10 protein-coding genes and 8 tRNA genes are annotated in these 13,560 nt (G+C 53.2%); 1 reads left to right on the forward strand and 17 read right to left on the reverse strand.

From position 1 onward, the window contains the following. Positions 1 to 109: 109 nt before the first annotated feature. The 6 genes from J2125_RS17845 to miaB all read right to left on the reverse strand — a co-directional run bounded on the left by J2125_RS17845 (position 110) and on the right by miaB (position 7,093). Positions 110 to 1,021, reverse strand: a complete 912-nt coding sequence (locus J2125_RS17845; protein ID WP_017799256.1) for an amino acid ABC transporter substrate-binding protein — start codon at positions 1,019 to 1,021, stop codon at positions 110 to 112. A 388-nt stretch (positions 1,022 to 1,409) separates the two neighbouring features. Then, positions 1,410 to 2,942 carry an apolipoprotein N-acyltransferase gene (lnt, locus tag J2125_RS17850; protein ID WP_017799255.1) on the reverse strand — a complete coding sequence of 511 codons (1,533 nt, stop codon included), beginning with the start codon at positions 2,940 to 2,942 and terminating at the stop codon, positions 1,410 to 1,412. A gap of 7 nt (positions 2,943 to 2,949) precedes the next feature. Continuing rightward, positions 2,950 to 3,828, reverse strand: coding sequence for a CNNM family magnesium/cobalt transport protein CorC (corC, locus tag J2125_RS17855; RefSeq protein WP_017799254.1), 879 nt, complete (start codon positions 3,826 to 3,828; stop codon positions 2,950 to 2,952). A 108-nt stretch (positions 3,829 to 3,936) separates the two neighbouring features. Next, positions 3,937 to 4,410, reverse strand: coding sequence for an rRNA maturation RNase YbeY (ybeY, locus tag J2125_RS17860; protein ID WP_017799253.1), 474 nt, complete (start codon positions 4,408 to 4,410; stop codon positions 3,937 to 3,939). After that, complete coding sequence (locus J2125_RS17865) at positions 4,407 to 5,465, reverse strand: PhoH family protein (RefSeq protein ID WP_017799252.1); 1,059 nt, start codon at positions 5,463 to 5,465, stop codon at positions 4,407 to 4,409. Before J2125_RS17865 ends, ybeY begins: the two co-directional genes overlap by 4 nt. Positions 5,466 to 5,668: 203 nt before the next feature. Next, positions 5,669 to 7,093: a tRNA (N6-isopentenyl adenosine(37)-C2)-methylthiotransferase MiaB gene (gene miaB / locus J2125_RS17870; RefSeq protein WP_017799251.1), complete on the reverse strand. Its 1,425-nt coding sequence runs from the start codon at positions 7,091 to 7,093 to the stop codon at positions 5,669 to 5,671. Between the two features lie 208 nt (positions 7,094 to 7,301). Here miaB and ubiF point away from each other — a divergent pair, with 208 nt between their 5' ends. Then, on the forward strand, positions 7,302 to 8,474 hold the full coding sequence (gene ubiF / locus J2125_RS17875; protein ID WP_017799250.1) for a 3-demethoxyubiquinol 3-hydroxylase: 1,173 nt from the start codon (positions 7,302 to 7,304) through the stop codon (positions 8,472 to 8,474). A gap of 130 nt (positions 8,475 to 8,604) precedes the next feature. Here the strand turns inward: ubiF and J2125_RS17880 are convergent. From J2125_RS17880 to nagC, 11 genes are all read right to left on the reverse strand, one after another. After that, positions 8,605 to 8,679 (reverse strand) — tRNA-Gln (locus J2125_RS17880). A 33-nt stretch (positions 8,680 to 8,712) separates the two neighbouring features. After that, positions 8,713 to 8,786, reverse strand: a tRNA-Gln gene (locus tag J2125_RS17885). A gap of 33 nt (positions 8,787 to 8,819) precedes the next feature. Beyond that, positions 8,820 to 8,893, reverse strand: a tRNA-Gln gene (locus J2125_RS17890). 27 nt (positions 8,894 to 8,920) lie between these two features. Beyond that, positions 8,921 to 8,997: transfer RNA gene (locus J2125_RS17895), tRNA-Met, on the reverse strand. 40 nt (positions 8,998 to 9,037) lie between these two features. Then, positions 9,038 to 9,112: transfer RNA gene (locus tag J2125_RS17900), tRNA-Gln, on the reverse strand. A gap of 38 nt (positions 9,113 to 9,150) precedes the next feature. Next, positions 9,151 to 9,225, reverse strand: a tRNA-Gln gene (locus tag J2125_RS17905). 24 nt (positions 9,226 to 9,249) lie between these two features. Next, positions 9,250 to 9,334: transfer RNA gene (locus tag J2125_RS17910), tRNA-Leu, on the reverse strand. Positions 9,335 to 9,347: 13 nt separating this feature from the next. Then, positions 9,348 to 9,424, reverse strand: a tRNA-Met gene (locus tag J2125_RS17915). A gap of 220 nt (positions 9,425 to 9,644) precedes the next feature. Beyond that, positions 9,645 to 11,312 carry an asparagine synthase B gene (gene asnB, locus J2125_RS17920; RefSeq protein ID WP_017799249.1) on the reverse strand — a complete coding sequence of 556 codons (1,668 nt, stop codon included), beginning with the start codon at positions 11,310 to 11,312 and terminating at the stop codon, positions 9,645 to 9,647. 274 nt (positions 11,313 to 11,586) lie between these two features. Further along, on the reverse strand, positions 11,587 to 12,339 hold the full coding sequence (locus J2125_RS17925; protein WP_017799248.1) for an HAD-IIA family hydrolase: 753 nt from the start codon (positions 12,337 to 12,339) through the stop codon (positions 11,587 to 11,589). After that, positions 12,339 to 13,559, reverse strand: a complete 1,221-nt coding sequence (nagC, locus tag J2125_RS17930) for a DNA-binding transcriptional regulator NagC (protein ID WP_017799247.1) — start codon at positions 13,557 to 13,559, stop codon at positions 12,339 to 12,341. The genes J2125_RS17925 and nagC overlap by 1 nt, the downstream gene beginning before the upstream one ends. Position 13,560: the final 1 nt, after the last annotated feature.

The following is a 13,560-nucleotide window of genomic DNA, read 5'->3' on the forward strand; positions in this document are numbered from 1 at the left end:
TTGCCAGTTGTCGCCGAAGCTTTAACTTTAGAGGGTGTGGGCCATATTGTCTGTCCGGGCCGGTAATCAGCAATCGAGAGGGCAGACCAGCTGCCCTTTATTGTCATTGTTAGTTCAGTGCTTTATCGTTCGGTTCTTTGAACAGCGCTTTCATATCATCTGAAAGATCAAAGTTCAGGTTCATATTTTTCGGTGGAATTGGGTTTTTAAACCATTTATCAAACCATTTGGCCGCTTCACCGGAAGTCTGCGCCTGCGCAATGGTGTCATCCATCAGCTTTTTAAACTCGGGATCGTTTTTGCGCAGCATACAGCCGTAAGCTTCTTTCGACTGCGGCGTGCCAAGGATTTCCCAGTTGTCCTGTTTCTTCGCTTTCGCGCGCTCACCGGCCAGCAGGGCGTCATCCATCATAAAGGCGACAGCACGACCGGTTTCCAGCGTACGGAAGGAGTCACCATGGTCTTTGGCGCTGATAATACGCATTTCCATTTTCTTCTCATCGTTCAGCTTGTTCAGCAGAACTTCTGAGGTGGTGCCTGAGGTGACAACCACGGTTTTGCCTTTCAGATCGGCGAAGTCTTTAATCGGACCGCCTTTTTTCACCAGCAGGCGCGTGCCTACGACAAAAATGGTGTCAGAAAATGCCGCTTGTTTCTGGCGCTCAAGATTGTTGGTGGTTGAGCCGCACTCGAAATCGAAGGTGCCGTTTTGCAGCAGCGGAATACGATTCTGTGAGGTGATTGGCAGTAACTTCACCTGCAGATCAGGTTTGTTCAGCTTCTTTTTCACCGCTTCAACAATCGCATTGGAATAGTCCTGCGAGTAGCCCACGACTTTTTGCTGATTATCGTAATACGAGAAAGGAACAGATGATTCGCGATGCCCGACCACGATAACGCCATTTTTAGCCACTTTATCGAGGGTGGACATCTGCTGCTGGGCAGCCGGATCTTCTGCGTAAGCGACACCGGAGGCTAATCCAGCCAGTGCAAGGCTAAGCCCCAGTTTCCGTAATTTCATGTTCCAACTCCTTTGTCGTTTTGACGCCAGGATAAAACTGCGCCGATTATGATGTTGTGTTGATGTGTCGCTGCGTTCAGCTGGCCACCGGCCAGAAGGTGCTTTGTTTAGTTATTAAAATAGCTGAATGTTAACGTCATGAAACAAAAAAGTTTCTTTTTTGCGATGTCACCCGCACCAATCAGAGGCAATTCTTTTGACCATGCTCCGCCATGGGGCGTGTTGTGAGCCACCATGGTGCAAGCCAGTATTTCATCTTGTTACATCAGCTTATCTGCAGCACTTTCACTGAATTTTCACCATAATAAATAGCAAACATCATGCCAAAAAAAGGGGAGCCATCAATGGCTCCCCTTTTTGCGTTGCAACTTTCACGCTGTTTTAAGCATTATCGTTTCTGGCGTAAACCCAGTACTGCAGCGGCAAAACCAAACAGCAGGGTAACGATCCAGACCGGCCAGTTGCCAAAACGCGCGTACGGCGTCAGGCCGGTGGCTGGCGTCACTCTGGCTTCCAGCACCGCGCGGGTAAACTGCGGAATCATTTTCTGCACCTCGCCATCGGCGGTAATCACACCGGTAACACCATTATTGGTACCGCGCAGCAGTGGACGTCCCAGCTCCAGCGCACGCATGCGCGCCATCTGGAAATGCTGCCACGGACCAATCGAATGACCAAACCATGCGTCATTCGAGATGGTAAGCAGGAAGTTGGTATCCGGACGGAAGTTATCGCGCACCTGCTGACCGAGCACAATTTCATAGCAAATGGCGGCAGTCAGGTTATAGCCCGCCACTTCCAGCTGCGGCTGAATATAATCACCGCGGCTGAACGAAGACATCGGCAGGTCAAAGAACGGCGCCAGCGGACGCAGTAACGTTTCCAGCGGCACAAACTCGCCAAACGGCACCAGATGGTTTTTCTGGTAGCGATTACCACTGCGATAATCATAAGGCTGTTTACCGCCCAGTACGATTATCGAGTTGTAATCGTGGTAGCGATTGCCTTCCAGACGAGAATCAACAATACCGGTAATCAGGCCGCTGCCAGAGGCGCGCAGTTGTTCATCCAGCGAGCGCAGGAAAGGCTGCTGATTGACCTCCAGATCGGGAATAGCGGATTCCGGCCAGATAATAATCGGCGCTTTACCGTTAAACGGCCGCGAAAGCTGGCTATACACCTCTAAGGTGCGGCGTAGTTCGTTGGGATCCCACTTCATTGACTGCGGAATATTGCCCTGAACCAGCGCCACATCGACTGCGCGTTCAGGTAACGGCTGATACCAGCTGATCTGGCGCAGCGGCCATGGCAGCAGCAGTAGCGCAACGGCGCCAACCGCCGCCGCCAGGCGACGCTGAACCATTGCATACACCGCCAGACCGGCAATCATCATCAGCACAAAGGTGATGGACTCCACGCCAAGCAGCGGCGCCAGCCCTTTTAACGGGCCGTTGATCTGGCTGTAACCAAATTGCAGCCACGGAAAGCCGGTCAGTACCCAGCCGCGCAAGAATTCGCTGATCTGCCAGAGCACCGGCGCCGCCACCGCCAGGCGTAGCAGCGAGGTACGGGGGAAGAATCGGGCCAGCAACGCCGTAAACAGCATGGTATACAGCGACAGATAGGCCGCCAGCAGTACCACCAGAAAGACGTTAACCGGACCAGGCATACCGCCAAAGGTGGCGATGCTGACATAAACCCAGTTGATACCACTGCCAAACAGTCCCATGCCCCAGACAAAGCCAATGGCGGTCGCCTGAGAGGTGGTGCGGTTTAGCGTCAGGGCCAGCAAACCACAGAGTGAAACCAGTGCGGCGGGCCAGAAATCATAAGGCGAAAATGCCAGCGTGCCACAGGCACCTGTTATCAGCGCCAGTAACAGGCGAACCCGCTGGCGCTGGTAAAGTGAGGCGATAGCCATAAATTAATTATTCTTCCAGTATAGGTTGCGGCGAGTTTTCCGGAATTCTTACGTGGACCTGAATGATGCGGCGGCTGTCAGCCATCGCCACTTTGAATTGATAACCATCAATCTCAATGCTTTCACCCCGGGCCGGCAGATGACCGAATCCCTGCATCACCAGACCGCCAATAGTATCCACTTCGTCATCGCTGAAGTTAGTGGCGAAGGTTTCATTGAAATCTTCAATCGGCGTCAGTGCGCGGATGGTGTAGGTGTGACGGCTAAGCTGACGGATATCACGATCTTCTTCATCGTCATACTCATCTTCAATCTCGCCGACGATCAGTTCGAGGATATCTTCGATGGTGACCAGACCGGACACGCCGCCGAATTCATCAATCACAATCGCCATATGGTAGCGCTGGGAGCGGAACTCTTTCAGCATGCGGTCAACACGCTTACTTTCCGGCACCACCACCGCCTGGCGCAGTACTTTTTCCATACTGAAAGGTTCGGAGCCACTGCTCATAAACGGCAGCAGGTCTTTCGCCATCAGAATCCCTTCAATATGATCTTTGTCTTCGCTGATCACCGGAAAACGGGAGTGCGCAGAGTCGATAATCACCGCCAGACACTCTTCCAGCGTCTGGTTACGTTTTAAGGTCACCATCTGCGAGCGGGGGATCATAATGTCGCGAACGCGCTGCTCCGCAATATCCATCACGCCTTCCAGCATGTCACGGGTATCAGGGTCGATCAGTTCGTTCTGTTCAGAATCGCGGATCAGTTCCAGCAAATCATCACGGTTTTTGGGCTCGCCGTGAAAAAGCTGATTGAGGATTAGGGTGAAGAATCCCTTTTTACTACTGGGACTGTCGCTGTTTTGTGAATGGTCGTCGCTCATGGCGTTTTAGTTAAGGTCTCTCTTGATCTGGAATCGGTCTGTCAGCAGACGGCTGACAGCTGAGTACTTCTGCAGAAGACGGCAGCAGTAAACTGCCGCCGTGGGTGATTATAAATCTTCTTTCTCCGAAATGTACGGATCGGGGTAGCCAAGAGCAAGCATTATCTCGGTTTCCAGCGATTCCATCTCTTCGGCTTCGTCATCTTCAATGTGATCATAGCCGAGTAAATGCAGGCTGCCATGGATCACCATATGCGCCCAGTGCGCCTTAAGCGCCTTCTGCTGCTCAGCCGCTTCCTGCTCCACCACCTGACGACAGATAATCAGATCGCCTAACAGTGGCAGTTCGATACCGGGTGGCGCTTCAAACGGAAATGACAGCACATTGGTCGGCTTATCTTTACCGCGATAAGTCATATTCAGCTCATGACTTTCCGCTTCATCAACGATGCGGATGGTCACTTCACTGACGGGCTGGAACTGCGGCAATACCGCCTCCAGCCACTGCTGAAATTCAGCTTCCTGCGGTAAGGCCGCTTGCGATTCGCTGGCAATTTGCAGGTCCAGAATCACTTCACTCATTTCTGCTCCTGGGCAGTTTGTGCCGCAAGGGCTTCGCGCTTGCGCTCTTCCGCCTGCTTATCGCGGCGTTTCTGGTCAGCTTCTTCCCAGGCTTCATAAGCAACCACGATGCGGGCCACTATCGGATGGCGCACCACATCTTCGCTGTGGAAGAAGTTAAAGCTCAGTTCGTCAACCTCCGACAGTACTTCAATCGCATGGCGCAGGCCTGATTTCAGGTTGCGCGGCAGATCGATCTGCGTCACGTCGCCGGTGATGACCGCTTTTGAGTTAAAGCCAATACGTGTCAGGAACATCTTCATCTGTTCGATGGTGGTGTTCTGACTCTCATCAAGAATGATAAAGGCGTCATTTAAGGTGCGGCCACGCATGTAAGCCAGCGGCGCAACTTCAATCACATTACGCTCCATCAGCTTCTCGACGCGTTCAAAACCGAGCATTTCATACAGCGCGTCGTACAGCGGGCGCAGATAAGGATCGACTTTCTGGCTGAGGTCGCCTGGCAGGAAGCCCAGCTTTTCACCGGCTTCGACCGCCGGACGGGTCAGCAGAATGCGGCGAACTTCCTGCCGCTCCAGCGCATCCACCGCCGCCGCCACCGCCAGATAGGTTTTACCGGTACCGGCCGGGCCGATGCCAAAGGTAATATCATGGTCAAGGATATTGGCGATATACTGCGCCTGATTCGGCGTACGCGGCTTAATCACGCCACGTTTGGTTTTGATATGGATTGCTTTGCCGAACTCCGGCACGCTCTCTGCCGTTTGCTCCAGCACGCGGCTCTCTTTAATCGCCAGATGGATCTGCTCAGGATCGATATCGGTGGTATTGCCGCGCAGCGGGGCGGTATCGACATACAGATCTTTCAGGATATCTGCCGCCGCGTTAACACTGAGCGCGCGGCCTGACAGCTTAAACGCGTTGTCGCGACGGTTAATCTCGATACCCAGGCGGCGCTCAAGCTGCTTAATGTTATCGTCAAAAGGACCGCACAGGCTGAGTAACCGGCGATTGTCCGCGGGTTCTAATACTATTTCGCGAGTTTCGATATTCAAACTAATCCTTTGGGTCACTGAGGGCCAGTTATGAGCAACAGGCTATTTCAGGCTGATAACCAGCCGTGCCTTTTAGCCAATTATTTATGTCAGTGCAAAATGTCGCAAGTGAGTGAACAGATATTTGGGCGCTGCTTTCAGAAAGCAAGCGCAAAGGAATGAAATTGCGCGGCGAGCTGTAACGCCCGCCGCAAAACCGCAGATCAAGGCTGGAAGGTAGCCACACCCAACTCGTTTTCCTTACGCGTACGCGCAATCACCGAAGCCGGGCTCTCTGCCACACGCAGACCCATCTGATCTTCGGTGCGCACTAATTTGCCACGCAGCGAGTTGGTATAGACATCGACAATCTCCACATCGACAAATTTACCGATCATCTCCGGGTTGCCTTCAAAGTTTACCACCCGGTTGTTCTCGGTACGGCCTGACAGCTCCATCACGTTTTTACGTGAGGTGCCTTCCACCAGAATACGCTGTACGGTGCCCAGCATACGACGGCTCCACGCCATTGCCTGCTGCTGGATACGATCCTGCAGAATATACAGACGCTGCTTTTTCTCCTCCTCCGGCACATCATCCGGCAGATCCGCCGCTGGCGTACCCGGACGTGCGGAGTAGATAAAGCTGAAGCTGACATCAAAGTTCACATCGGCAATCAGCTTCATGGTCTGTTCGAAATCCGCCTGGGTTTCGCCAGGGAAGCCGATAATAAAGTCGGAGCTGATCTGAATATCCGGTCGGGCGGCAATCAGTTTGCGGATGATGGCTTTATATTCGAGGCCGGTATGCGCGCGCTTCATCAGCGTCAGAATACGATCGGCGCCGCTCTGTACCGGCAGGTGCAGGAAGCTGACCAGCTCCGGTGTGTCGCGATAGACCTCGATAATATCATCAGTAAATTCAATCGGATGGCTGGTGGTAAAACGAATGCGGTCGATACCGTCAATGGCCGCCACCAGACGCAGCAGATCGGCGAAGCTACAGATCTCATTGTCATAAGTGGTGCCGCGATAAGCGTTAACGTTCTGGCCTAACAGGTTAACTTCGCGCACGCCCTGTGCCGCCAGCTGGGCAATTTCAAACAGGATATCGTCACACGGACGGCTGACTTCCTCACCGCGGGTGTAAGGCACCACGCAGAAAGTACAATATTTGTTGCAGCCTTCCATAATCGATACAAAGGCGGTGGGGCCATCGGCTTTCGGTTCCGGCAGGCGATCGAATTTCTCAATCTCCGGGAAGCTAATATCCACCACCGGGCTTTTCGAGCCGCGTACGGTGTTGATCATTTCCGGCAGGCGATGCAGTGTTTGCGGACCAAACACGATATCAACGTAATGCGCACGCTGACGGATATGATCCCCTTCCTGCGACGCCACGCAGCCGCCGACACCGATAATCAGCTCGGGATTACGCTCTTTCAGCGTTTTCCAACGGCCCAGTTGATGAAATACCTTTTCCTGCGCTTTTTCACGAATGGAACAGGTATTAAGCAGCAGAATATCCGCCTCTTCAGCGACATCAGTCAGCGTGTAGCCGTGAGTCGTTTCCAGCAGGTCAGCCATTTTCGATGAATCGTATTCGTTCATCTGGCAACCCCAGGTTTTTATATGCAGTTTTTTTGTCATCGACATGCCATTACTCAGTGCAGAAGGGAGTGCAGGGCGAATAGTGTAATGCCTGAATGCGACCATGACCAGCGCAGGGGTATCATTAATGACTTCCGTTATGGGTTGATTAGCGTTTTCTGTCGATCAGCGCAAATTCCGGTACAATTCGGCATAAGGTAATTTTTGCGGTACTGGCCGCCAGCCCCGGCCATTTAAGGATAATACGATGCGCGATACTGAATTTGATGTGGTGGTGATAGGTGGTGGCATGGTGGGAGCCGCACTGGCCAGCGGTCTGGCGCAGCAGGGATTTTCGCTGGCGGTGGTCGAGCAGGAAGAAGCGCCTGATTTTGATCCGGCCAGCAACCCGGATTTGCGTATTTCGGCAATTGGCAGCGCTTCGGTGGCGTTGCTGAAGCAGTTGCAGGTGTGGCCTGATATTCAGCAGATGCGCACCGCCCCGTATCGTCAGCTGGAAACCTGGGAGTGGCAAACCGCCTGTGTGAAGTTTGATGCCGCTTCGCTGGGATTGCCGGAGCTGGGATATATGGTGGAAAACCGCGTGCTGCAACGCGCACTGTGGCAGCGCCTGCAACAGCAGGCGGTGACGCTGTACTGTCCGGCGGCGCTGAAAACCCTCAGTCGCGACAATCGCGGCTGGACGGTGACGCTGGCGGATGGTCGCCAGCTGCAAACGCGACTGGTAGTAGGGGCCGATGGCGCCAATTCACAGGTGCGGCAACTGGCGGGCATCGGCATTCACGGCTGGAACTATAGCCAGTCATGTATGCTGATCACGGTGCGTTGTGAGCATCCGGCGGGTGATACTACCTGGCAACAGTTTACGCCGCACGGGCCGCGCGCCTTTCTGCCGTTGTTTGATAACTGGGCCTCGCTGGTGTGGTATGACGCGCCTGCGCGTATCCGCCAGCTACAGGCGATGCCGCTACCGCAGTTGCAAAAAGAGATTGCCGCTCACTTTCCGGCGCGCCTTGGCCGTTTCAGCGCGGTTGCTGCCGGTTCCTTCCCGCTGGTGCGTCGCCATGCCACGCGCTATGTGCAGGATGGTTTAGCGCTGGTGGGCGATGCGGCGCATACCATCAATCCGCTGGCCGGGCAGGGGGGGAATCTGGGCTATCGCGATATTGATGCGTTAATTGATGTCCTGACGGAGGCGCGTGACAATGCCGAACCCTGGAGTTCTGCCGCCGTGTTGCAGCGTTATCAGCGCAAGCGCCATACGGATAATCTGCTGATGCAGAGCGGCATGGATCTGTTCTACTTCACCTTCAGTAACCAGCTGGCGCCGTTAAAGGTGGTGCGCAATCTGGGACTGCTGGTGGCGCAGCACTCCGGGGTGTTAAAACGGCAGGCGTTGCGTTACGCGCTGGGACTGTAGCCTGATCGGCGGCGAGAAAGCAACGGGCGACGAGAACGCCGCCCCTACAGGGTTTGTAGGGGAGCCGTTCTCGGCGCCCTTCTTATTAATGACGTAAAAAAGCCCGCAGAAGCGGGCTTTTTTACTTAATTGGCTGGGGTGCAGGGATTCGAACCCCGGAATGCTGGTATCAGAAACCAGAGCCTTACCACTTGGCGACACCCCAATATTGCGATCTGCAATGCAAATCGTCTTTGTTTGGCTGGGGTGCAGGGATTCGAACCCCAGATGCTGGTATCAGAAACCAGAGCCTTACCGCTTGGCGACACCCCAATGGTGCGATCTGCAATGCAAATCGTCTTTTTTTGGCTGGGGTGCAGGGATTCGAACCCCAGATGCTGGTATCAGAAACCAGAGCCTTACCGCTTGGCGACACCCCAATGGTACTAATGGTACTACAAAAAAAATGGTGGCTACTACGGGAATCGAACCTGTGACCCCAGCATTATGAGTGCTGTGCTCTAACCAGCTGAGCTAAGTAGCCATTGTACTGCATTTTCGTTTACTTACTGCATTTCCTGATTTGGCTGGGATACCTGGATTCGAACCAGGGAATGCCGGTATCAAAAACCGGTGCCTTACCGCTTGGCGATATCCCAATATCCGTTACCACATATCCGTGATAAATCAAAAAATTTGGCTGGGATACCTGGATTCGAACCAGGGAATGCCGGTATCAAAAACCGGTGCCTTACCGCTTGGCGATATCCCATCCGTGCAACACCGTTTAGGGAAATGGTGCGGGAGGCGAGACTTGAACTCGCACACCTTGCGGCGCCAGAACCTAAATCTGGTGCGTCTACCAATTTCGCCACTCCCGCCGAAAGAAAAAGATGGTGGCTACTACGGGAATCGAACCTGTGACCCCAGCATTATGAGTGCTGTGCTCTAACCAGCTGAGCTAAGTAGCCATCTTTTTTCTGCGTAACCTTCATCGGCGTTGCGGGGCGCATTATGCGTAAGTGACCTGGAAGCGTCAACAAATTTTTTACCGTTTTTGCCGTCAAACGTTTTGTTTGTCTGGCTTATAACCAGCATGACGATAAAAGCAGCGATTTTCAATGCTGAACGCGGAAAAAACCAAATAAAAACGGGCCGGTGCAGGCCCATTTTTATCAGATAAACAGATGCTTATTTATAAGCGGATGCGTGTACGCCTACAGCACGACCAGACGGGTCATTCATGTTTTTGAATGATTCATCCCATTCGATGGCTTTCGCTGAAGAACAGGCCACTGAAGGGCCTCCAGGCACGCATTCAGCTGCACTTGGCACCGGGAACAGCTCTTCAAAGATTTCACGGTACAAATACGCTTCTTTTGACGATGGCGTGTTGTATGGGAAACGGAAGTGCGCAGTTTCCAGTTGCTGATCGCTAATCTGTTTTGCCGCGACCTCTTTCAGCGTATCAATCCAGCTGTAGCCGACGCCGTCAGAGAACTGCTCTTTCTGACGCCACGCCACGCTTGCCGGCAGGTAAGACTCAAAGCATTCGCGCAGGATATGTTTTTCCATTTTCCCGTTTGGTCCGCACATCTTGTCGGCCGGGTTAATGCGCATCGCCACATCGAGGAATTTCTTGTCGAGGAAAGGTACGCGCGCTTCCACGCCCCACGCCGACATCGCTTTGTTAGCACGCGCACAGTCAAACATATGTAGCGCCAGCAGCTTACGCACGTTTTCTTCATGGAACTCTTTCGCGTCTGGCGCTTTATGGAAGTAGAGGTAACCACCAAATACTTCGTCAGCGCCTTCGCCGGACAGCACCATTTTAATGCCCATCGCTTTAATCTTACGTGACATCAGATACATTGGCGTCGAGGCGCGAATGGTGGTGACGTCGTAAGTTTCAATGTGATAGATCACATCGCGAATCGCATCCAGACCTTCCTGCACGGTGAAATGAATTTCATGGTGTACGGTGCCCAGATGTTCTGCCACCGCTTTTGCCGCAGTCAGATCCGGCGATCCTTCGAGGCCGACAGCAAAGGAGTGCAGCTGTGGCCACCAGGCTTCGCTCTTATCCTGATCTTCCACGCGCTTCGCCGCAAAGCGTTTAGTCACCGCGGAGATAATAGAAGAGTCGAGACCACCAGACAGCAGCACGCCGTAAGGCACGTCAGACATCAGGTGACTTTTCACTGACTCTTCCAGTGCGTTTTTCAGTGCGGCGGCATCGGTGACGTTGTGCTCGACGGCTTCATAGTCAAACCAGTCACGCTGCCAGTAACGACGAATTTCGCCATCTTCGCTCGACAGGTAGCTGCCAGGCGCGAACTCTTTGATGCTGCGGCATACCGGCACCAGCGCTTTCATTTCGGAAGCAACATACAGGTTACCGTGCTCATCGTTACCCATATACAGCGGGATAATACCGATATGGTCACGGCCAATCAGCCAGGTTTTTTTCACGCTGTCATACAGAATAAAGGCGAACATACCCTGCAACTCGTCGAGGAAGTCGATGCCTTTTTCCTGATACAACGCCAGAATCACTTCACAGTCGGAATCGGTCTGGAACTGGTAACGGTCACTCAGCTCAGCGCGCAGCGCCTGATGGTTGTAGATCTCACCGTTAACCGCCAGCACGTGGGTGTGATCGGCGTTGTATAGCGGCTGTGCGCCATTGTTGACGTCGACAATTGAGAGGCGCTCATGAGCCAGAATGGCATGATCATCCGCATAGACGCCAGACCAGTCCGGTCCGCGATGACGCATCAGGCGGGAAAGCTCCAGCGCTTTTTTACGCAACTCAACAGGATCGGTTTTCAGATCCAGCACACCAAAAATAGAACACATAGCAACGCTCCCTAACGACTCGCTCTGGCCAGTTAATGATTACAGTTCAGCAGCACATCTGCTGCCCGATGCATAAGAAAATGCTCTATATCAGCAGCCCGATCAAGCGATTTAGCTAATCTCTGAAAAATAGTCTGTTGACCTGGCTTAATCTTTGATGGTTTATCAGTTTTTGCGGGTTTTTATTAGTGGATCGATAATAAAGTGGTAAGAGTGGCGAAAAAGCAGACAGTCAGGGGCGAATAAAAAGCCCGGCGGCGCCAGGCTTGTGCAATCAGATAATATCTATCTCCGCCACCGACGGATAAATCCATGTCGGGCGGAAAGGCATGGCATCAATATCACTCAGGGTGGAGACACCGGAGAGCACCAGGATGGTGGCCAGACCGGCCTGAAAACCGGCGAGAATATCAGTACGCAGATTATCACCGACAATCACCGTATCTTCTGAGTGTCCCTGCATTTTATTCAGCGCCGCGCGGATAATCCACGGGCTGGGCTTGCCGACATAGAAGGGTTTGCGGCCTGATATTTTTTCGATACCGGCGCAAAGCGCACCACAACCTGGCGTAAAGCCGCGGCCATGACTGTCCGGATTGGTGGCAATAAAGCGGGCGCCACTGGCGACGAAAAAGGCCGCTTTATGCATCATGTCCCAGTTAAAGGAGCGCGTCTCACCGACAATTACAAAGTCGGGATTGATATCGGTAATGGTGAATCCGGCTTTATACAGCTCATGAATCAGCGCGCCTTCGCCAACCACATAGGCTTTTTTCCCTTCCTGACGGCGCAGAAAATCGGCGGTCGCCATTGCTGAGGTGTAAAACACACTGTCGGGCACCTCAATGCCTGCTGATGCAAAGCGGTTGGCAAGATCCTGCGCGGTCTGAGACGGATAGTTTGTCAGCACCACCAACGGCATGCCGTTATCCATGACGCGATGGATAAATTCGTCCGCGCCAGGCACCGCGGTGTTGTCGTGCATCAGCACGCCATCAATATCACAAATTACATTTTTTAAGGTCATCACGCTTCCAGAAGACGTTGCAGCAGAATGCCGTTAAGCATTGCGCGTTTGGCCAGCGCGAAAGCGCCGATAGCGGAACGGTGATCGATTTCAGATCGCACCACCGGTAAATTTTTACGGAAGGCTTTCAGTACCTGAGTGTTAATGCAGCCTTCAATCGCCGGCAGTAACACCTTTTCAGCTTCAATAATTTCACCGGCAATCACCACCTTCTGCGGATTAAACAGGTTAATCGCAATAGCAATCGCCTTACCTAAATAGCGGCCAACATATTCAATCACTTCACAGGCCAGCGGATCGCCCCGGTTGGCGGCTTTGCAGATCAACTGGATCTGGCAGTTGTCGATGGTCAGTGAGCTGGGATAGCCCTGGGTCAGCAGGTGGCGGACACGATTTTCGATGGCGCCATTGGCGGCGATAGTTTCCAGACAGCCAAAGTTGCCGCAATGGCAGCGCTCGCCCAGCGGGTCGACCTGGATATGACCAATTTCACCGACATTACCATTGCTGCCGAGAAAAATCTGGCCGTTAGTGATAATTCCCGCGCCGGTGCCCCGATGCAAACGCACCAAAATGGAGTCGGCGCAGTCGCGGGACGCACCAAAATAGTGCTCGGCCAGCGCCAGGCTGCGGATATCATGACCGACAAAACTGGTGACGTTAAAGCGCGCTTCAAGGTGCGACACCAGTGACCAGTTGTTCACATTAATATGCGGCATATAACGGATAACACCGTTATTCGGATCCACCAGACCGGGCAGAATCACCGAAATGGCAATCAGTTCACGCAGCTTGCGCTGGTGCAATTCGCTAAAGTTTTCGATGGCAAGGAACAGGGCGTTTTCCAGCGTTTCCTGGGTACGTTCCGGCAGCGGATAATGCTCTTCGGCGAGGGATTTGCCACTCAGTTCATACAGCGTCAGCGTGGCGTCGTTACGGCCAAGGCGCACGCCGATAGTATTAAAGCCGCGCGTCTCGGTGACAATCGAGATGGCGCGACGACCACCGGTAGAGGCCTGTTGATCGACCTCTTTAATCAGTCCGCGCTCAATCAGCTGGCGGGTAATTTTGGTGACGCTGGCGGGAGCAAGCTGGCTGATATCGGCGATTTGAATGCGCGAGATAGGACCCTGCTGGTCAATCAACCGGTAAACGGCTGCGCTATTCAGTTGCTTTACGAGATCGACATTTCCTATTTGTGCCTGGCCGCCGTTGGTCATT

It is taken from the genome of Winslowiella toletana (genome assembly GCF_017875465.1).
Classification (GTDB): domain Bacteria; phylum Pseudomonadota; class Gammaproteobacteria; order Enterobacterales; family Enterobacteriaceae; genus Erwinia; species Erwinia toletana.